Annotated in this window: 24 protein-coding genes; 18 read left to right on the top strand and 6 right to left on the bottom strand. The window is 71.2% G+C overall.

What is annotated here, in order from left to right; translation table 11 throughout:
• The first annotated feature begins 2 nt into the window (after positions 1-2).
• From ACIA77_RS00120 to hypB, 12 genes are read left to right on the top strand one after another with little or no spacing between them, the layout of a single operon-like run.
• Complete coding sequence (locus tag ACIA77_RS00120) at positions 3-1,793, top strand: nickel-dependent hydrogenase large subunit (RefSeq protein ID WP_395883550.1); 1,791 nt, start codon at positions 3-5, stop codon at positions 1,791-1,793.
• Positions 1,794-1,796: 3 nt separating this feature from the next.
• Positions 1,797-2,357 carry a NifU family protein gene (locus ACIA77_RS00115; protein WP_395883549.1) on the top strand — a complete coding sequence of 187 codons (561 nt, stop codon included), beginning with the start codon at positions 1,797-1,799 and terminating at the stop codon, positions 2,355-2,357.
• A complete protein-coding gene (locus ACIA77_RS00110) occupies positions 2,354-2,977 on the top strand; it encodes a DUF5947 family protein (protein WP_395883548.1) in 624 nt (207 codons plus the stop codon). The genes ACIA77_RS00115 and ACIA77_RS00110 overlap by 4 nt, the downstream gene beginning before the upstream one ends.
• On the top strand, positions 2,970-3,608 hold the full coding sequence (locus ACIA77_RS00105; protein WP_395883547.1) for a DUF6084 family protein: 639 nt from the start codon (positions 2,970-2,972) through the stop codon (positions 3,606-3,608). Before ACIA77_RS00110 ends, ACIA77_RS00105 begins: the two co-directional genes overlap by 8 nt.
• The gene (locus ACIA77_RS00100) at positions 3,605-4,909 is read left to right on the top strand and encodes a hypothetical protein (protein ID WP_395883546.1); all 1,305 of its coding nucleotides are present in this window, start codon (positions 3,605-3,607) and stop codon (positions 4,907-4,909) included. Before ACIA77_RS00105 ends, ACIA77_RS00100 begins: the two co-directional genes overlap by 4 nt.
• Positions 4,906-5,403: a hydrogenase maturation protease gene (locus tag ACIA77_RS00095; protein ID WP_395883545.1), complete on the top strand. Its 498-nt coding sequence runs from the start codon at positions 4,906-4,908 to the stop codon at positions 5,401-5,403. Before ACIA77_RS00100 ends, ACIA77_RS00095 begins: the two co-directional genes overlap by 4 nt.
• A 2-nt stretch (positions 5,404-5,405) precedes the next feature.
• Positions 5,406-5,513: a DUF6893 family small protein gene (locus ACIA77_RS00090; RefSeq protein ID WP_395883544.1), complete on the top strand. Its 108-nt coding sequence runs from the start codon at positions 5,406-5,408 to the stop codon at positions 5,511-5,513.
• A 2-nt stretch (positions 5,514-5,515) separates the two neighbouring features.
• Positions 5,516-5,788, top strand: coding sequence for a HypC/HybG/HupF family hydrogenase formation chaperone (locus tag ACIA77_RS00085; RefSeq protein ID WP_395883543.1), 273 nt, complete (start codon positions 5,516-5,518; stop codon positions 5,786-5,788).
• A 23-nt stretch (positions 5,789-5,811) separates the two neighbouring features.
• Positions 5,812-6,939 (top strand): hydrogenase formation protein HypD, encoded by a 1,128-nt coding sequence (hypD, locus tag ACIA77_RS00080; protein ID WP_395883542.1) that lies wholly within the window; start codon positions 5,812-5,814, stop codon positions 6,937-6,939.
• The gene (hypE, locus tag ACIA77_RS00075; protein ID WP_395883541.1) at positions 6,936-8,012 is read left to right on the top strand and encodes a hydrogenase expression/formation protein HypE; all 1,077 of its coding nucleotides are present in this window, start codon (positions 6,936-6,938) and stop codon (positions 8,010-8,012) included. The genes hypD and hypE overlap by 4 nt, the downstream gene beginning before the upstream one ends.
• Positions 8,012-8,341, top strand: a complete 330-nt coding sequence (locus ACIA77_RS00070; RefSeq protein ID WP_395883540.1) for a hydrogenase maturation nickel metallochaperone HypA — start codon at positions 8,012-8,014, stop codon at positions 8,339-8,341. The genes hypE and ACIA77_RS00070 overlap by 1 nt, the downstream gene beginning before the upstream one ends.
• Position 8,342: 1 nt before the next feature.
• On the top strand, positions 8,343-9,056 hold the full coding sequence (hypB, locus tag ACIA77_RS00065; protein WP_395883539.1) for a hydrogenase nickel incorporation protein HypB: 714 nt from the start codon (positions 8,343-8,345) through the stop codon (positions 9,054-9,056).
• Here the strand turns inward: hypB and hypF are convergent.
• Together hypF and ACIA77_RS00055 are read right to left on the bottom strand one after the other, a co-directional pair.
• Positions 8,986-11,232, bottom strand: a complete 2,247-nt coding sequence (gene hypF / locus ACIA77_RS00060) for a carbamoyltransferase HypF (RefSeq protein ID WP_395883538.1) — start codon at positions 11,230-11,232, stop codon at positions 8,986-8,988. The two genes, hypB and hypF, sit on opposite strands and share 71 nt — an antisense overlap.
• 4 nt (positions 11,233-11,236) lie before the next feature.
• Positions 11,237-12,169, bottom strand: coding sequence for a helix-turn-helix domain-containing protein (locus tag ACIA77_RS00055; protein ID WP_395883537.1), 933 nt, complete (start codon positions 12,167-12,169; stop codon positions 11,237-11,239).
• A 154-nt stretch (positions 12,170-12,323) separates the two neighbouring features.
• Between ACIA77_RS00055 and ACIA77_RS00050 the strand changes: the two genes are divergently transcribed.
• From ACIA77_RS00050 to ACIA77_RS00025, 6 genes are all read left to right on the top strand, one after another.
• Positions 12,324-13,331, top strand: a complete 1,008-nt coding sequence (locus tag ACIA77_RS00050; RefSeq protein ID WP_395883536.1) for a carbon-nitrogen hydrolase family protein — start codon at positions 12,324-12,326, stop codon at positions 13,329-13,331.
• 115 nt (positions 13,332-13,446) lie between these two features.
• The gene (tsaA, locus tag ACIA77_RS00045) at positions 13,447-13,854 is read left to right on the top strand and encodes a tRNA (N6-threonylcarbamoyladenosine(37)-N6)-methyltransferase TrmO (protein WP_395883535.1); all 408 of its coding nucleotides are present in this window, start codon (positions 13,447-13,449) and stop codon (positions 13,852-13,854) included.
• Positions 13,855-13,934: 80 nt separating this feature from the next.
• Positions 13,935-14,471, top strand: a complete 537-nt coding sequence (locus tag ACIA77_RS00040) for a sigma-70 family RNA polymerase sigma factor (RefSeq protein WP_395883534.1) — start codon at positions 13,935-13,937, stop codon at positions 14,469-14,471.
• Between the two features lie 65 nt (positions 14,472-14,536).
• Positions 14,537-15,109, top strand: coding sequence for a hypothetical protein (locus ACIA77_RS00035; RefSeq protein ID WP_395883533.1), 573 nt, complete (start codon positions 14,537-14,539; stop codon positions 15,107-15,109).
• Positions 15,110-15,278: 169 nt separating this feature from the next.
• On the top strand, positions 15,279-16,121 hold the full coding sequence (locus ACIA77_RS00030; RefSeq protein ID WP_395883532.1) for an MBL fold metallo-hydrolase: 843 nt from the start codon (positions 15,279-15,281) through the stop codon (positions 16,119-16,121).
• A gap of 1 nt (position 16,122) precedes the next feature.
• Positions 16,123-16,833 carry a flavin reductase family protein gene (locus ACIA77_RS00025; RefSeq protein WP_395883531.1) on the top strand — a complete coding sequence of 237 codons (711 nt, stop codon included), beginning with the start codon at positions 16,123-16,125 and terminating at the stop codon, positions 16,831-16,833.
• Here ACIA77_RS00025 and ACIA77_RS00020 read toward each other — a convergent pair.
• The 4 genes from ACIA77_RS00020 to ACIA77_RS00005 all read right to left on the bottom strand — a co-directional run.
• A complete protein-coding gene (locus ACIA77_RS00020; protein ID WP_395883530.1) occupies positions 16,824-17,177 on the bottom strand; it encodes a DUF3040 domain-containing protein in 354 nt (117 codons plus the stop codon). The two genes, ACIA77_RS00025 and ACIA77_RS00020, sit on opposite strands and share 10 nt — an antisense overlap.
• Positions 17,174-18,247 carry a CU044_5270 family protein gene (locus ACIA77_RS00015; RefSeq protein WP_395883529.1) on the bottom strand — a complete coding sequence of 358 codons (1,074 nt, stop codon included), beginning with the start codon at positions 18,245-18,247 and terminating at the stop codon, positions 17,174-17,176. The genes ACIA77_RS00020 and ACIA77_RS00015 overlap by 4 nt, the downstream gene beginning before the upstream one ends.
• Complete coding sequence (locus ACIA77_RS00010) at positions 18,240-18,803, bottom strand: RNA polymerase sigma factor (protein WP_395883528.1); 564 nt, start codon at positions 18,801-18,803, stop codon at positions 18,240-18,242. The genes ACIA77_RS00015 and ACIA77_RS00010 overlap by 8 nt, the downstream gene beginning before the upstream one ends.
• A gap of 66 nt (positions 18,804-18,869) precedes the next feature.
• On the bottom strand, positions 18,870-18,979 hold a 110-nt coding region (locus ACIA77_RS00005), incomplete at its 5' end, for an acyl-CoA dehydrogenase family protein (RefSeq protein WP_395884295.1).

The following is an 18,979-nucleotide window of genomic DNA, read 5'->3' as shown; positions in this document are numbered from 1 at the left end:
ACATGACGCAGACGAAGCCGAAGCGCGGTGGCAAGGTCGAGACCGACCTGGTCGAGATGGCGTGGGACCCGATCACGCGCATCGTCGGCAGCCTCGGGATCTACACGAAGATCGACTGGGCGGCGAAGAAGGTCGTCGAATGCCACAGCACGTCCTCGGTGTTCCGCGGCTACAGCATCTTCATGAAGGGCAAGGACCCGCGCGACGCGCACTTCATCACCAGCCGCATCTGCGGGATCTGCGGTGACAACCACGCCACCTGCTCGGTCTACAACCAGAACATGGCCTACGGCGTGCGCCCGCCGCACCTCGGCGAGTGGATCATCAACCTCGGCGAGGCCGCCGAGTACATGTTCGACCACAACATCTTCCAGGAGAACCTGGTCGGCGTCGACTACTGCGAGAAGATGGTGGCCGAGACCAACCCGGGTGTGCTGGAGCAGGCCAACCGCACCGAGGCGCCGCACGCGCGCGACCACGGGTACCGGACCATCGGCGACATCATGCGCTCGCTCAACCCGCTCGAGGGCGAGTTCTACCGCGAGGCGCTGCAAGTCAGCCGGTCCACGCGCGAGATGTTCTGCCTCATGGAGGGTCGCCACGTCCATCCGTCCACTTTGTACCCCGGCGGCGTCGGGACGATCGCGACGGTGCAGCTGTTCACCGACTACCTCACCCGGTTGATGCGCTACGTCGAGTTCATGAAGCGCTGCCTGCCGATGCACGACGACCTGTTCGACTTCTTCTACGAAGCCATCCCCGGTTACGAAGAGGTCGGCCGCCGGCGCATCCTGCTCGGCTGCTGGGGCAGCCTGAACGACCCGCAGTACTGCGATTTCACCTACGAGAACATGGAGTCGTGGGGCCGCAAGATGTTCGTGACCCCGGGCGTGATCGTCGACGGCAAGCTCGTGACCACCAGCCTGCTGGACATCAACCTCGGCATCCGCATCCTGCTCGGCTCGTCCTTCTACGAGGACTGGGAGGGCATGGAGAAGTTCGTGACGCACGACCCGCTGGGCAACCCGGTCGACGCGCGGCACCCGTGGAACCAGCACACGATCCCGCGGCCGCAGAAGCGCGACTTCGACGACAAGTACTCGTGGACGATGTCGCCCCGCTGGTTCGACGGCACGAACCACCTCGCGCTCGACACCGGCGGCGGCCCGATCGCGCGCCTGTGGACCACCGCGCTGGCCGGGCTCGTGAACACGGACTACGTGAAGTCCACCGGGCACAGCGTGGTGATCAACCTGCCGCGCACGGCCACGAAACCTGAGGTCAGCTTCGAGTGGAAGATCCCGAAGTGGAGCAACGCGATCGAGCGCAACCGCGCCCGCACCTACTTCCAGGCCTACGCCGCCGGCCTCGCGGTGCACTTCTGCGAGCAGGCGCTGGCCGAGGTCCGCGGTGGCCACACGAAGACGTGGGAGCCGTTCGAGGTGCCCGAGGAGGGCGTGTCGTGCGGGTTCACCGAGGCGGTGCGCGGGATCCTTTCGCACCACATGGTGATCAAGGGCGGCAAGATCGCGAACTACCACCCGTACCCGCCGACGCCGTGGAACGGCAGCGTGCGCGACTCCTTCGGCACGCCGGGTCCGTACGAGGACGCGGTGCAGAACACGCCGATCTTCGAGGAGAACAGCCAGGAGAACTTCAAGGGCATCGACATCATGCGGGCCGTGCGCAGCTTCGACCCGTGCCTGCCCTGCGGCGTCCACATGTACACCGGCAAGGGCAAGACGCTCGAACGCATCCACACGCCGCACGCGTTCGGCGGAGAGGTGCTGTGAGCCATGGCGGACCACGACCTCGGCCAGGTCAGCGAGCGGATCGAGCAGCTGCTCGGTGAGCTCGCGGCGGAGGCGGGCGGCCCGGTCGCGGACAAGGCCGAAGACCTCGTCCACACGCTGCTCGAGTTCTACGGCGCCGGCCTGGCCACGATCGTGTCCGCGCTGCACGAGGACGACGCCGGCGAGGCGCTGCTGGCGCGGCTCGCCGGCGACGACCACGTGCGCGGGCTGCTCGTCCTGCACGACCTGCACCCGGTGCCGACGCTGGAGCGCGTGAACGCGGCGCTCGACGAGGTGCGGCCCTACCTGGGCTCGCACGCCGGGGACGTCGAGATCGTGGAGATCGACGGGGCCGGGGTGCTGCGGTTGCAGCTGCAGGGCACGTGCGACGGCTGCCCGTCCTCGACCGTCACCGCGAAACAGGCCATCGAACGCGTGGTGCGCGACGCGGCGCCGGAGCTCACCGACGTCGTGGTCGCCGGCGTGGTACCCGAGCCGACCGGGCCGGGAGGCCGTCCGCTGCTGCCGCTCGAAGCCGTCGAATGCCCCGCGGAGCGGGCATGACGGGTGGTGGTGGCCTTCGCCGGTTCCGGACGCCCGCCCGCCGGCCCGCGCCCGGGGAGCGCTGCGAGCTGTGCGCCGAACCGATCGGGCCGGGCCACGGGCACGTGATCGACCTCGAATCGCGCACGATCATGTGCACCTGCCACGGCTGCTACCTGCTGTTCACCCACAGCGGCGCGGGCGGCAAGCGCCACCGCGCGGTGCCCACGCGGTACCTGCACGCCCCGCGCTTCCCCGCCGCCGCCACGCTGTGGGAGTCCTCGGGCATCCCGGTGCGGATGGCGTTCGTCTTCTACAACTCCACGCAGCACCGGGCCGTCGCGTTCTACCCCAGCCCGGCGGGCGCGACGGAGTCGTTGCTGCCGCTGAACACGTGGGGCGAGCTGCTGGCGTCGGAGCCCGGGTTCGACTCCGTGGCCGCCGACGTGGAGGCGGTGCTGATCAGCAAGCACGACGTCGGGTTCGAGGCGTTCGTCGTGCCGATCGACCGGTGCTACGAGCTCGTCGGCCTCGTCCGGCTGCACTGGCGGGGGTTCGACGGCGGCAGCGAGGCCCACCAGGCGATCGAGGCCTTCTTCGCGGACCTGCGCGAACGCAGTGAGGTCGTCGCCGATGGCTGAGCTGACCTTCGACTGCCTCGACGTGCGCCCGGTGAAGTACGCGGCGTCGCCCACGCTCGCGTTCACGATGAAGATCACCGAGCTCACCGCCCAGCCGATCCACGCGCTCGTGCTGCGGGTGCAGCTGCGGATCGAACCGCAGCGGCGCCGGTACTCGAGCGGGGAGTCGGAGCTGCTCACGAGCCTGTTCGGCGACCGGTCGCGCTGGGGCGAGACGTTGCGGCCGTTCCAGTTCGCCACGGTGGCGGTGATGGTGCCGAGCTTCACGCGCACCACGGAGTTCGAGCTCGAAGTGCCCTGCACGTACGACCTGGAAGTGGCCGCGGGCAAGTACTTCCACGCGCTCGCCGACGGCGTGGTGCCGCTCGTGCTGCTGTTCTCCGGCACGGTTTTCGCCAAGGGCGGGCCGGGGTTCTGGGTCGAGCCGGTGCCGTGGCACACCGAGGCCGAGTGCCGGATGCCGATCACCGCGTGGGAGGAGCTGATGGACCGCTACTTCCCCAACGTCGCGTGGCTCAAGCTGCACCGCGAGACGATCGACGCGCTGCTGCGGTACAAGTCGCGGCACGCGATCCCGACGTGGGACGCCGCGGTGGAACACCTGTTGGCCAACTCCGGGGGTGCGCCGTGACCGTGACGAGTGTGTTCGACCGGGCCCGGGCCGTCGGCGACGCCGTGCTGTACGAGGGGTACCTGCTCTACCCGTACCGCGCGTCGGCGCGGAAGAACCGCGTGCGCTGGCAGTGGGGTGTGCTGATGCCGCCCTCGTACGCGAGCGAGGACCGCGGCGAGTACGCATCGGCCCGCACGGAGTGCCTGCTGGAGCCGCGTTCGCGCGCAGGCGTGCACTTCACGGTGCGGTTCCTGCAGGCCCAGGAGCGGCTGGTGCACGACGGGCACGGGTTCGTGGACGCCGTCACCGTGCGCGGGCGGGACTACACGACGTGGGACGAAGCCGTGGAGCACGAGGTGACGTTCGTGGTGCCCGCGGCCGAACTGCTCGCGCAGCCGGTGCGCCTGCCGTTCTCCGTGCCGGCCACGGAGAAGCGCGAGTGCGTCGGCGAGCACTGCACGCTCGTGCGCCGCTCGCGCGAGCTCACCGGCGAACTGACGGCGCGCCTCGACGCGCTCGACGGCCCCTTCGGCGGCGCCCGCCTGCGCGTGGACCTCCTCAACACGAGCCGGTGGCCCTCCGACGGGACCCGCGAATCGGCGCTGCGCCACGCGTTGCTGGCCGCGCACGTGATCCTCGCCGTGGACGCGGGGCACTTCCTGTCGATGCTCGACCCACCGGAGTGGGCGAAACCGGCCGTGGCGGCGTGCGTGAACGAACGCGTGTGGCCGGTGCTGATCGGCGGTTCGACGCGCAGCGGCGTGGTGCTCGCGTCGCCGATCATCCTGTACGACGACCCGGCGATCGCGCCCGAAAGCCCCGGTGAGCTCTTCGACGGCACGGAGATCGACGAGATCCTCACGCTGCGCACGATGACGCTCACCGACGAGGAGAGGCGCGAGGCCCGCGCCACCGACCCGCGGGCGGCCGCGCTCGTGGACCGCGTCGACGAAGTGCCGCCGGAGGTGCTGGAGCGGCTGCACGGCACCATCCGGAACCTGCGGTCCACGACCGGCTCGGCCGAGCCGTGGTGGGACCCCGGCGCCGACGCGTCCGTGTCCCCGGAGACCGACGCCGTCGTGGTGGCCGGTGTCCGCGTCGCCGCCGGCTCGCGCGTGCGGCTGCACCCGAACCTCCACGGCGCCGACGCGCAGGACATGTTCCTCACCGGCCGCGTCGCCACCGTGCGCGCCGTGCTGTCCGATGTGGACGGAACCACGCACGTGGCCGTGACCCTCGACGACGACCCGGGCGCCGACCTGCAGAACGCCCACGGCCGCTTCCGCTACTTCTCCCCCGACGAGGTGGAACCGACATGAGACCGAAAGTGCTGGTGGCGGGGATCGGCAACGTTTTCCTCGGCGACGACGGCTTCGGCGTCGAAGTCGTCAAAGCGCTCGAGGACGAGGCGCTGCCGGCGTGGGTGCAGATCGCCGACTACGGCGTCTCCGGTTTGCACCTGGCCTACGACCTGCTCGGCGGCTACGACACCACGATCCTGCTCGACGCGACGCCGCACGGGCGCGAGCCGGGCACGTTGTCGCTGATCGAGGCGGACACCGAGGACCTGTCGAGCGCGCCGGAGATCGACGCGCACGGCATGCGGCCCGAAGCGGTGTTCCGCCTGCTGCGGATGCTCGGCGGCGACGCCGGGCGGGTGCTGGTCGTGGGCTGCGAGCCGCGGTCGGTCGAGCCGGGGATGGGGCTGTCGGCCGAGGTCGCGGCCGCTGTACCCGCGGCCGTGCGCGCGGTGAAGGAACTGACGTGGGGCACCGCCTCGCGCCTGCCCGACGAGGAGAAGACGGAGGTCTGACGATGTTCAAGAAGTTGCTGCTGCTGCTCGTGCTCGCCGGTGGGGTGGCGTTCGTCGCCCGGCAGGTGAAGCCGGACGTGCAGCGTTACGTCGACATGAGCCGGAAGTAGCCGTGTGCCTCGGCATCCCCGGTGAGGTCATCGAGATCAGCGAGGAGCGACCGGACCTCGCGAAGGTCTCCGTGAGCGGGGTGAAGCGGACCATCAACATCGGTTTGCTCGCCGACGACCCGCCCGGGCCCGGTGAGTGGATCCTGATCCACGTCGGGTTCGCGCTGTCCAAAATAGACGAAGAAGAGGCCGCCTCGGCGCTGGAGTTCCTGGAGAGCATCGGGAAGGCGTACGAGGACGAGATGGCCGCCCTGCTGCAATCTCGGATCGACTGAGTGCGCATCGAAGAGGAGGCGCCATGCGGTTCGTCGACGAGTTCCGGGACGCGGAGAAGGCGCGGGCGCTGTCCGCGAAGATCACCGCGCTGTGCGAGCCCGGCCGGCAGTACAAGATCATGGAGGTGTGCGGCGGCCACACGCACACCATCTACAAGCACGGCCTCGAGGACTACCTGCCCGAGAGCATCCAGCTCGTGCACGGACCGGGCTGCCCGGTGTGCGTGATCCCGATGGGCCGCATCGACGACGCGATCAGCATCGCGCGCCGGCCCGGGGTGCTGATGACCTCGTTCGGCGACATGATGCGCGTGCCCGGTTCGGGCGGGAACTTCTTCGACTCCAACGCCGAAGGCACCAACATCAGGATGGTGTACTCGCCGCTCGACTCGCTGAAGATCGCGCGGCAGAACCCGGACCTGCAGGTGGTGTTCATGGCCATCGGGTTCGAGACGACCACGCCCTCGACCGCGATGACGCTGCTGCGCGCGGCGTCGGAGGGCCTCGAAAACTTCTCGGTGTTCGGCAACCACGTCACGATCGTCCCGGCGATCAAGGCCATCCTCGACTCGCCCGACCTGCGGCTCGACGGGTTCCTCGGCCCGGGTCACGTGTCGACGGTGATCGGCTGCCGGCCGTACGAGTTCATCGCACGCGACTACGGCAAACCCGTGGTGGTGGCCGGGTTCGAACCCCTGGACATCCTGCAGTCGATCTACCTGCTGATGGTGCAGCTGTCCGAAGGCCGCGCCCAGGTCGAGAACCAGTATTCGCGCGTCGTGCCGTGGGACGGCAACCTGGTGGCGCTCAAGGTGATCAACGAGGTCATGGAGCTGCGGCCGTACTTCGAGTGGCGCGGCCTGGGCTTCATCTCGCACTCGGCGATGCGCATCCGCGAGAAGTACGCGGCGTTCGACGCCGAGCGGATCTTCGAGGTGCCGGGCGTGCGGGTGGCCGACCCGAAGGCGTGCCAGTGCGGTGAGGTGCTCAAGGGCGTGCTGAAACCGTGGGAGTGCAAGGTGTTCGGCACGGCGTGCACGCCGGAGACGCCGATCGGCACGTGCATGGTGTCGCCCGAGGGCGCGTGCGCGGCGTACTACAACTTCGGCCGGTTCAGCCGCAAGCGCGTGCGGGAGGCGAGCCACGCATGACCACGACGGAACGCGAGCAGCAGGTGCTCGACCGCATCGAACGCGCCCGGCGGCGGCGCGCGAAGGTGCGCGAGGAGCGCATCACCCTGTCCCACGGCTCCGGCGGCAAGGCGACGCACACGCTGATCGAGGCGGTGTTCCTCGACGCGTTCCGCAACCCGCTGCTGGAACCGATGGAGGACTCCGCCACGCTCACGATCGGCGGGGCGCAGCTGGCGCTGACCACCGATTCGTTCGTGGTGTCGCCGCTGTTCTTCCCTGGCGGGAACATCGGTGACCTGGCCGTGAACGGCACGGTGAACGACCTCGCGGTGTCCGGCGCGCGGCCGCTGTACCTGACGGCCGGGTTCATCCTCGAGGAGGGATTCCCGGTCGAGGACCTGCTGAAGATCGTCGAGTCGATGAAGGACGCGGCGCTCGCCGCGGGCGTGCAGATCGTCACCGGGGACACGAAGGTGGTGCAGCGCGGCAAGGCCGACGGCCTGTACGTGAACACGGCCGGCGTCGGCGTCGCCCTGAAGTCCGGGCTGGGCGTGGCCGGGGTCCGGCCGGGCGACGCGGTGCTGGTGTCCGGGCCGATCGGCGACCACGGCGTCACGATCATGCTGGCGCGCGGCGAGCTGGACATCGACGCCGACCTCGAGTCGGACACCGCGCCGGTGCACGAGCTGGTGGCGGGCCTGCTCGCCTCGGTGCCGGGCGTGCGCGCGATGCGCGACGCGACCCGCGGCGGCGTCGCGACGATCCTCAACGAGGTCGCGAAGGCCGCCGAGGTCGCGGTGGTCGTCGACGAGAACGCGGTGCCCGTGCGCGACGAGGTGCGCGGCGCGTCGGAGCTGCTCGGCATCGACCCGCTGTACGTGGCGTGCGAGGGCCGGATCGTGGCGTTCGTCGACGGCGCGCAGGCCGACGACGCGCTGGCGGCGCTGCGTTCGCACCCGCTCGGCGCCGAGGCCGCCGTGATCGGCCGCGTCGGCGACGACCCGCCGGGCCTGGTGCTGCTGAACACCGCGTTCGGCGGCACGCGGATCGTCGACATGCTGGTGGGCGACCCGCTGCCGAGGATCTGCTAGTGCACGAGATGTCGATCACGCAGAGCGTCGTCGACGCGATCGTCGCGAAGCTGGGCGAACAGCCCGTGCGCAGCGTGCGGCTGGAGATCGGGCGGCTGTCCGGGGTGGTGCCGGACAGCGTCCGCTTCTGCTTCGACGTGCTGTGCACCGGCACGTCGCTGGAGGGCGCGGCCCTGGAGATCGACGAACCGGCCGGCCGCGCGACCTGTCGCGACTGCGGCGAGGAGTTCGGGCTCGACGACCCGATCCTGCTGTGCCCGTGCGGCAGCGCGAACGTCGAGGTGCTGGCGGGGCGGCAGCTGCGCATCAAGTCCGTGGAGGTGGTTTGAGGTGTGTGCGACGTGCGGTTGTTCGGGTGAGGTGCACGCCCACCCGGGTGAAGAGGCCCATTCCCACACGGTCGTGCTGGAGCAGGACGTGCTGGCGAAGAACGACCACCTGGCCGGCCACAACCGCGACCGGCTGCGGGCGCTGGACGTGTTCGGGGTCAACCTGATGAGCTCGCCGGGGGCGGGCAAGACGACGCTGCTGGAGCAGACCGTGCGTGATCTCGGCGACGAGGTGCCGTTCGCGGTCGTCGAAGGTGATCAGGAAACGCTGCTCGACGCCGACCGGATCAAGGCGACGGGCGCGCCGGTCGTGCAGATCAACACCGGCGCCGGCTGCCACCTCGACGCGACGATGCTCGCGCGGGCCCTCGACACCCTCGCGCCGGCGCGGGGTTCGGTGCTGTTCGTGGAGAACGTCGGGAACCTGGTGTGCCCGGCGTTGTTCGACCTCGGTGAGGCCGCGCGGGTGGTGATCATGTCCGTGACCGAGGGGCCGGGCAAGCCGCTGAAGTACCCGCACATGTTCGCGTCGACGGATGTGGTGCTGCTCAACAAGATCGACCTGCTGCCCCACGTGTCGTTCTCCGTCGCGGACTTCGTCGAGGACCTGCGCCGCGTGAACCCGGAGGCGCGGATCCTGGAGGTCAGCGCAACCCGGGGGGACGGTCTCCCGGAGTGGTACGGCTGGCTGCGACGGCGACCTGCCCGAGGCTGATGCCGCCGTCGTTCGTCGGCACGCGGGAGTGGGTGAGGACGCGGAACCCGTGGTGTGCCAAGGATTCCGCGGCGCGGTCGAGGAGCAGGAGGTTCTGGAAGACCCCGCCGGACAGGGCGACGGTCGTGACGCCGGTGGTGTCGCGCAGCCGCGCGCAGGTGTTCGTGATGGCGTCGGCGAGGCCGTTGTGGAAGCGCGCGGCGACGATCGGGCGCGGGGTGTTCCTCGTGAGGTCCTCGACGACCGCGCGGACGAGATCGACGCCGGAGACGACGGGATCCACGTCACACGGGTAGGCGGTGGTTTCGGCGGGGTCGGCGAGCTGCTCCAGCTCCACGGCCGCTTGGCCCTCGTAGTTGATCGTGTCCCGCACGCCCAGGATTGCGGCGACGGCGTCGAACAGGCGGCCGGCGCTGGACGTGAGCGGGGACGACACCCCGCCGCGGGCCAGCTGCACGACCGGGTCCCACTGGTCCGCGTGGCGGGCGCGCACCTCCGAGGCCGCTACGCCCGCGGCTTCCAGGTAAGCCGCGGCCATGCGCCAGGGCTGGCGGATCGCCGTGGTCCCGCCCGGCAGCCGCACGGGCGCGAGGTGGGCCAGGCGCCCGAACCCGGCGAGGTCGGCGAGGAGGAATTCGCCGCCCCACAGCGTGCCGTCGGGGCCGTAGCCGGTGCCGTCGAAGGCGACGCCGAGGACCGGGCCGGGTTCGCCGTTGTCGGCGAGGCAGGCGGCGATGTGGGCGTGGTGGTGCTGCACGCCCACGAGTTCGACATCCGGCAGGTCCAGCGCGTACTTCGTGGACAGGTACTCCGGGTGCAGGTCGTGGGCGACGACCGCCGGCGTGACGTCGAACAGGCCGCGCAGGTGCGTGATGCCGTCGGTGTAGGCGCGGAACGTCTCGTAGTTGTCGAGGTCGCCGATGTGGTGGGACAGGAACGCGTGGGTGTCCTTCGCGAGGCAGAAGGTGTTCTTCAGCTCGGCGCCGCAGCCGAGGACGTGGCTGCGCAGCCGCCGGCGCAGCGTGACCGGCTCCGGCACGTACCCCCGTGACCGGCGCTGCAGCTGCACCCGGTCGCGCCACACCCGCGCCACGGAGTCGTCGGTGCGGGTGTGGATGGCCCGGTCGTGCGTGAGCACGGCGTCGGCGATCCCGGCCAGGCGGCCGAGGTCCTCGTCGCGGTAGACGATGGGTTCGTCGGACACGTTGGCGCTGGTCAGGACGATGGGCCGGCCGAGGTCGCCGAGCAGCAGGTGGTGCAGCGGCGTGTACGGGAGCATCAGCCCCACGCGGCGGTTGCCGGGCGCGACCGACGGCGCGAGCGGGCCGTTCGCGACACGCGGCAGCAGCACGATCGGCCGCCGCCGGCTGATGAGCGCCGCCGCGGCGACGGCGTCGACCCGCGCGAGCTGCCGCGCCGCCGCGAGGTCGGGGACCATGACCGCGAACGGCTTGTCCTCCCGGTGCTTGCGGCCGCGCAGCCGGGCCACAGCCGGCTCGTCCGCCGCGTCGGCCGCCAGGTGAAAGCCGCCGAGTCCCTTCACGGCCACGACTTCGCCCGCCGCGAGGGCGTCCACAGTGGACTGGAGGGGGTCACCACCGCGCGAGAACGCCAGCCGCGGGCCACAGGCCGGGCAGCACACGGGCTGCGCGTGGAACCGCCGGTCGCCCGGATCTTCGTACTCCTGCTTGCACTCCGCGCACAGCGTGAAGCCGGCCATCGTCGTGAGCGGGCGGTCGTAGGGCACTCCGCGCACGATCGTGAAGCGCGGTCCGCAGTTCGTGCAGTTGACGAACGGGTAGCGGTAGCGCCGGTCGGCTGGGTCCCGCAGCTCGGCGACGCAGTCCGCGCAGGTCGCGCTGTCGGCCGAAACGAGCGTCGCGGCCGCGCCGCCGGCCGGGCTGGCGACGATCGTGAACCCCCGGGCGCCGGTCGCGGGCAGTTCGCCCACGCGCACGTCGTCGACCACGGCCAGGGGCGGTGCCTCGGCCCGCAGCGCCGTCACGAACGCGGCGACGGCCTCCGAAGTGCCCTCGACCTCGATGAACACGCCTCGGCTGTCGTTGCCGACGAACCCCGCCAGCCCGAGCCGTCCCGCGAGTCCGTGGACGAAGGGCCGGAACCCCACGCCCTGCACCACACCGTCGACCCGAACCGCGAAGCGCACCGGCGCCATCGGTTCAGTCTGCGCCGCCCTGACCAGGAGCGGAAGCCTCGATCCGCCACTCGCGCGGCGACAACCCGTACGCGGACTTGAACGAGCGGCTGTAGTGCGCGGCGTCCGCGAACCCCCAGCGGTGCGCGATGGCGGCGACGGTCGCGGTGCTGCGGCCGAGGTCGCGACGGGACTCCTCGAGTCGTCGCTGCTGGATCCACCGCGCGACGGACACGCCGTCGGCGGAGAAGAGCTTGTGCAGGTAACGCACGGAGATGCGGTGGGCGGCCGCGATCGTCGCCGGCGTCAGGCCGGGTTCGGCGAGGTGGTCGGCGATGAACGCGCGGATCCGCAGCAGGAGCGTCGGTTCCGGTGGTTCGGCGCCGTCGAGGACGAGGGACTCCAGCAGGTTCAGCGCGGAAGCGGACAGGCGGTCGGCGGCCGCGCCCTCGGCCGCCGTGAGGCGCGCGAGGAACGGCGAGGCGAGCGCGGGGACACCGGCGTCGGGGCGCAGCGTGGTGGCGGTGACGCGGTGGAGGTCGGCGTCGGCGATCCCGAGGAAGCGGCGCGGCACCATGAAGACCTTCATCTCGAACTCGCCGGGGAACCAGAGCTCGTACGGGCGCGCGGCGTCGTAGAACGCCAGGTCACCGGGGCGGAGCACCGCACGGCGGCCGTCCTGGGTGACGACCCCCGGGCCGAACGCCTGCAGCCCGAGCAGCACGAACTCGTCGCCGGCCTCCGCGACGAGCCGCGGTGTCCGGCGCACGCGCTGGGCGGCGGCGTGGACGGTGGACACCTGGAGCCGGCCGAGCCGGTCGTTCGCGACGGTGCCGGAGAAGGCGTCGGCGTCGGGCGTCGCGACGTTCAGTGGCACGAAGGACCGGCACACGACGTCGTGCCAGAAGGCCACGCGATCGGCCTCCGGCTGCGTGTCGGTTGTCAGCACCACGCTCATCGCACCACCACCTGAGCGGTGAGTATGCGCCGATCCGGCCGCGCGGCACCAGCCGTGCGCTCTGCGTCAACCCCCGGTGCACTGTGAGGCAAGCCACTGACCTGGGCCGCTCCTACGTTCGGCCGAACAGACCAACCGAGCGGAGGGACAGCTCGTGATCACCTATTCGGGCTCATTCAGGGCAGCGGCCGTGCAGGCGGAGCCGGTGTGGTTCGACGCCGACGCGACCATCGACAAGTCGATCGCGCTCATGGCGGAGGCCGCCCGGGGCGGCGCCGGTCTGATCGCGTTCCCGGAGACGTTCATCCCGGGCTACCCGTGGTGGCTGTGGCTCGACTCGCCCGCGTGGGGCATGCAGTTCGTGGGCCGCTACCACGAGAACTCGATCGCGCTGGACAGCCCGCGGTTCCAGCGGCTGCTCGACGGCGCGCGGCAGCACGGGATCGCCGTGGTGATGGGCTTTTCGGAGCAATCCGGCGGCAGTCTGTACATGGCACAGGCGACGATCTCCGCCGAAGGCGAGCTGGTCGGCGCGCGCCGCAAGCTCAAGCCGACGCACGTGGAGCGCACGGTGTACGGCGAGGGCGACGGCTCGGACCTGGTGGTGCACGACGTCGCGGGAGTCGGGCGCGTCGGGGCGCTGTGCTGCTGGGAGCACCTGCAGCCGCTGTCGAAGTACGCGATGTACAGCATGGACGAGCAGGTGCACGTCGCTTCGTGGCCGAGCTTCTCCGTCTATAAGGGAGCGGCGTACGCGCTCGGGCCGGAGGTGAACACGTCCGCTTCGCGGATGTACGCGGTGGAAGGCCAGTGCTTCGTGCTCGCTCCGTGCGCGATCGTCGGGGACGCCGGGCTGGAGCTGTTCTGCGACACCCCGGTGAAGGAGCAACTGCTGCAGCGCGGTGGCGGGTTCGCGCGCATCTTCGGCCCGGACGGCAGCCCGCTCGCCGAACCGCTGGCGGAAGACGAGGAAGGCTTGCTGTACGCGGACATCGACCTGTCGGCGATCCCGCTGGCGAAGGCCGCCGCCGACCCCGTGGGCCACTACTCGCGGCCGGACGTGACGCGGTTGCTGCTGAACCGCAGCTCGCGCCGGCCGGTGGAGGAATCGCGGCCGGCGCCCGAGCAGGTCGAGGAATTCCCTGAGCCTGCTTCGGTCTGAGGTCGCGCAACCGATTTTCCAGGGTTGTCCACAGCGGGGACAAGTTGTGGACAACCCTGGTCCAGTTTCTCCGTGCGAGCCGGGTCCGTCGGCCGGCGGCGGTAGCTTCCGAACCATGACCGATTTCCAGCTCCGCCCCATCGCCCGCGTCCAGTCGACCCTGGCCTCGCTTGATTCCGCGCCCAAACAAGGTGACGAAGGCGCTCCCTCGGCGTGGCTCGTGTTCGAGTCGGACGTCGCGGAGGGCCTGGCCGATCTCCGGGCCGGTCAGCAGGTGCTGCTGTTCACGTGGTTGCACCTCGCCGACCGGTCGGTGCTGTCCGTGCGTCCGCGCAGCGATCCGGCGCGGCCGTTGGCGGGCGTGTTCAGCACGCGCTCGCCCGCGCGGCCGAATCCGATCGGGCTGCACCGCGTTGAAGTGCTCGAGGTCGACGGCCTGCGCGTGCGCGTCGGGCCGCTCGAGGCCGTCGACGGCACGCCGGTGATCGACGTGAAGCCGGCCCGCTCACCGGGAGACGGGTAGAAAAACTCGCGCGATCGGTGAACCGCCCCCAGGTCCAGGCCCGTTTTCAGGGCATCAGGACGAGAGGGTGGTGGAACAACATGGCCGGGATGAGAGCCCGCCGGCAGGTGGCCGACGAGGCGCTCGTGCGGACGTTGTTCGAGGAGCACGGCAAGGCGATGCTCGCCTACGCCACCCGGCTGCTCGGCGACCGCGCGGCGGCGGAGGACGTGGTGCAGGAGGCGCTGGTCCGCGCGTGGCGCAACCCCGACAGCCTGACCAACGGCAAGGGTTCCGTACGCGGCTGGCTGCTCACGGTGGTGCGCAACCTGGTCATCGACCGCGTCCGCGCCCGGAACTCGAGGCCGGCGGAGGTCGCCGAATCGCCGACGACCGGGCCGGTTTCCCCGGACCACTCGGGACACGTCGTGGACTCGGTCGTGGTGCGCTCGGCGCTCGACGGGCTGTCACCCGAGCACCGCGAAGTGCTGGAGCAGGTGTACCTGCAGGGCCACACCGTCCCGGAAGCCGCGCGCCGGCTGGGGATCCCGGCGGGCACGGTGAAGTCGCGTACGCACTACGGCCTGCGCGCCCTGCGCGAAGCGTTCGGCGGCCGGCAGCCGGTGGGTGCGGCGTGAACCACCAGCCTCTCGACGAACGACACGTGATGACCTGTGAGCACTGCCGGAAGGAGGTGGAGACAGTGCGTGAGGTGCAGGAGTTCCTCGAGGCGATCCCGCCCGAGCTGCTCCTCGACGGCCCGCCGGACGACGCGGACCTGCTGCTGCAACGCACGTTGCGGCAGGTGCGCGCCGAGGCGTCGGGCGCGCGCGGGCGCGGCAGAGCGCTGGCCGCCACGGCCGCCGTGGCCGTGGCGGCCGCCGCGCTCGGGGTGGGCCTGTTCGTGGGCCACCCGGGTTCCTCACCCGCACTCATCCCGGCAGCCGCCCCCGACCCCGACCTGGCGCCCGCCGCCGAGCGGCCGTCGCTGCTGTTCACGGGCTCCGCCGGCGACCTTCGGCTCTCGGCGTCCGTCACCCCGGCCGACGGCTGGGCCCGCGTGGAGGCCCACGTCTCGGGCCTCCCGGACGGCACCCCGTGCCGCCTGGTCATCCTCGGCAAGGACGGCACCCGCCAGCTCACCGGCGGCTGGCAGTTCCACGCGACGACCTCCCCGGCCGAGTGGTACGGCTCCGCGTCCCTCCCGGCCTCCGCCATCGCCGCGGTCGCCATCGAGGACCTCTCGGGCCACGAATACGTCCGGACGGGGGTGTGACAGACCGGGCGCACTGAACGGCGCTGCTGACTCAACCGATAGCCCGTTACTTCTGTCGCGTGGCGCGAGAGTTGCTTGCGTCACTATGCCGATACGCCCCAGCTAAGCATCCGCATACTCTACTAAGACAGAAGTAAAACTAATACGGCTATGTTGAAGAGGCGAGTCCATGAGCACCTTGTCCTACGACGTACTGGTGACCGCCGGCGCGAGACGGGAGCGTGGCCAGACGCTGCCCACCGGCGAGCCGATCATCTCGTCGCCGGTGTCGACGACGCTGGTGACCGGCGCCGAGGACGCGGTGCTGGTCGACCCGCCGTTCCTCGACTTCCAGATCGAGGAAGTCGGCGACTGGGTGGCGCGCAGCGGCAAGCGCCTGCGCCACGTGTTCGCCACCCACGGGCACGGTGACCACTGGTTCGGCACCGCCGAGCTGCTCAAGCGGTTCCCCGGCGCCGAGGTCTGGGCGACCGCCGGCACGATCGAGGTGATGCGCACGCAGGCCGTCGAGGGCCGGGCACAGCTGTGGGACCTCGACTTCCCCGGCCGGATCCCGCCGTCGCCCGTGCTGGCTCAGCCGATCCCCGACGAGGGTTTCCTGCTGGAGGGCCACGTGGTGCGGGCCGTCGACGTCGGGCACACCGACACCGACAAGACGTCGGTGCTGCACGTGCCGGACCTCGGCCTCGTCGTCGCCGGCGACACCGTCTACAACGGAGTCCACCAGTACGTCCTCGAAGGCGGCGACGGCGGCCTGCAGGAGTGGCTCGCCGCGCTCGACCGGGTCGAGGAACTGCACCCGCGGGCCGTCGTGGCGGGCCACAAGAACGCGGCGCTGCCCGACGACCCGCGCACCATCGCCGAAACCCGCTCCTACCTGCTCGACGTGATCCGGCTGCTGGCGGCGAAGCCGACCGCGCGCGAGTTCTACGACGAAATCCTGCGCCGGCACCCGGACCGCCTCAACCCGGGCCCGGTCTGGTACGGCGCCGTGGCACTGCTGGGAGGGTGACGTGAACATCGAATCCGCGGGCCTCGACGCGAAGGCCGCCTACAAGCTGCTCATCGGGAGCATCATCCCGCGGCCCATCGCGTGGCTCAGCACGGAATCGACGTCCGGCGTCGGGAACCTGGCGCCGGTGTCGTTCTTCACGTGCGTCGGTCGCAAGCCGCCGAAGATCTCCTTGTCCATCCAGCCCAAGTCCGACGGCGCGACGCTCAAGGACAGCTTCGTCAACCTCCGCGACACCGGCGAGTTCGTGACGAACATGGCCACGCTGCCGCAGGCGTTCGCCCTGCACCGCAGCGCGGCGGAGTTCGAACCGGACGTGGACGAGTTCGACGCGGTGGGCGTCGAGAAGGTGGCTTCGGCGCTGGTGAAACCACCGCGCATCAAGGACGCGCCCGTCGCGCTGGAGTGCAAGGTGGACAAGATCTTCGCCGCACCCGACGGCCTCCACCACGTGGTCTGGGGCGAAGTCGTGAGCTTCCACGTCCGCGACGACCTGTACGTCAACGGCCGCATCGACTTCGGTGCGATCGCCCCGATCGGCCGGCTGGCCGCCGAGTACACCGTGGTGGACAACGCCTTCGTCCCGCCCCTGGACGACGCCGTCCTCACCGAGCGCGCCGCCCGCCGCATGCGCCGCCTCGACGACCAGGGCGCCGAGTACTCCGCCGTCGACTCCGCGAACTGGTCGGCTTCGGGATCCGTTCAGGCGTAACGGCTTGACGGGCGTGCCCGGCAACGGCGGCGGTGCCGAGCACGCCGTCGCGCCCGCGCGCCGCTCCCCCGACGAGCGGCGCGCGGTCGGCTCCGGGGCCCCGCGAGGTGGCAGCACAAGGCGACGTTCGCGAGCACCGTGCCCGCGAACAGCGCCGGCATCGAGACCGTCAGCGCGCCGAGGACCAAGACCGTCACCGCGGCCACGTCCGCCACAGCGCGCACCACCACCTGGCGCCGGCGGTCCCGGGTGGACGGTCCGCCGAACGCCGCGCGCGCCCACTCCCGGTCGACCGAACGCTCGATCTCCCGCAGCTGCCGGCGTTCCGAGCGCGTCAGGCTCATCGCGGTTCGGCCCCGAGCGCGGGCACCACGGCTGTGCGCACGGCCGAGGAGCTGGCCACCGTACCGGCCGGAAGTCCCTGCCACAGGCCGGTTCCCGGCTGCTGGAGGACGTCGCGGACGCCGAGGAACTGGCCCGTCGCGGGGTCGACCACGAGCTCTTGGCGCAGGGTGCCCTGCGCCAAGCCGAGCCCGATGCCGCGGCGCCCGTCGAGGTCGGCGACGTCGCTGGTGATGTCGAGCCCGGGGACGAGCACCAGGGCGCGGTACAGGGCAGTGCGCAGCTCACGGCCGGCCTGCCCGGAGCGCAGCACGTTCGCGGCCAGGCCCAGCACCCCGCCGGGGTGGCCGCCCGCACCGGCGACCATGCGGTCGTACAGCTGCCGCGGGTCGGTCGGCAGCTCGGCGATGAAGCGCGGCGTGACGTGGCTCCAGTCGCCGGAGTCGGTGCTGCAATCGCCGACGAGGTGGGCGCTGGGCTCGTCGCCGAATTCACCGTTCGAAGTGGGGAAATCGCCGCAGGGGGCCCGCTCTTCCCGCGGCCGCAGCGCTTTCGGGTCGAGGAGGCCGCCGTCGCCCTCGGTCCGGGCGAGGTCCGCCGAGCCGACGAGCCACCGCGTCGGCACCCCGGGAGTGGTGCGGATGAGCCAGTCGCCCTGGCGGTCGGCCGGGAGCCACACTTCGGTCTCGGTGTCGAACACGGCCGTCAGCGGTTTGCCGGTGCGGGTCGTCGAGCTGCCGATGCTGGAATCGCGGGAACTCACGTACAGGAACTCCCCCGGCCCCGGCGCGACGGCGGGCGCGTTCGCCGCCGTCTGCTCGAGGTCGCGGGCCGCAGCGGCGCTGGCTGCGGGCGTGACGTCGTCGGCGAGCAGCGGGACGGCGCTCACGCCACCCGCCAGCACGGCCACCACCGCCGCGGCCGCGAACCACCGCCGGGGCTTTCGCTTGCGCTCGAGCCCCACCTGCGTGCGGATCCGCTCCTGCACGTCCCGCGTGAAGGGCAACGGCGGGCCGAGCCGCGCCAGCGCGTCGTCGAGCTCGTCTTCGGACAGGATCTGCACGTCAGCCACCGGTCCTCCTGATCCGCAGCACGCGGCGCACCCTGTGCAGGCGCGACCGCACCGTGCCCACCGGAATCCCCAGCGCCGCCGCGACTTCGTTCGAATCGAGCCGGGCCCACGAGGTGAGCAGCAGCACGTCGCGGTCCTCCGGGCTCAGCGCCGCGACGCGCTCGGCGAGCGCCCGCACGTCGTCCTCCGCCACCATCCGCTCGACCACGCGCCGCTCGTGACTCTCGACTTCGGTCTTGAGCAACGCGCCCAGCCGTCCGGTCGCCGTGGTCTCCCGGCTCTTCGCCCGCAGGTGCGTGTGCAGCAGGTTCGTGGCGATGCCGAACAGCCACGCCCGCGCCGTCGCGCGCGCCGGGTCGTACGCCCCGCGGCTCCTGAGCGCCGCGACGAACGTGTCCGCCACCAGGTCGTCGGCCGCCGCGCCGATCCACCGGGACAGGTAGCGGTACAGCTCGCCGGCGTGCCGGGTGAACAGCTCCTCGAACTCCCGCCCGGGCGGCCCCGCGGCCAGCTCGGGCCTCTCGTCCCCGGCGGACGCGTCGTCCGTCATGGTCATCACGTCTGTTCTTAGCCGCAGACGTGTCCCACGTTCACGCGGGGCCCGCGTCGATCAGGTGACCACTCAGGACTTGGCGCGGTATTCGCGCAGGAGGCCGCGGCTGATGATGGTCTTCTGGATCTCGCTGGTGCCCTCCCCGATCAGCAGGAACGGGGCTTCCCGCATCAACCGCT

It is taken from the genome of Amycolatopsis sp. NPDC051903 (assembly GCF_044452505.1).
Taxonomy (GTDB): domain Bacteria; phylum Actinomycetota; class Actinomycetes; order Mycobacteriales; family Pseudonocardiaceae; genus Amycolatopsis.
The sequence above is the reverse complement of the archived record's forward strand: the minus strand, read 5'-3'. Positions and strand labels throughout refer to the sequence as shown.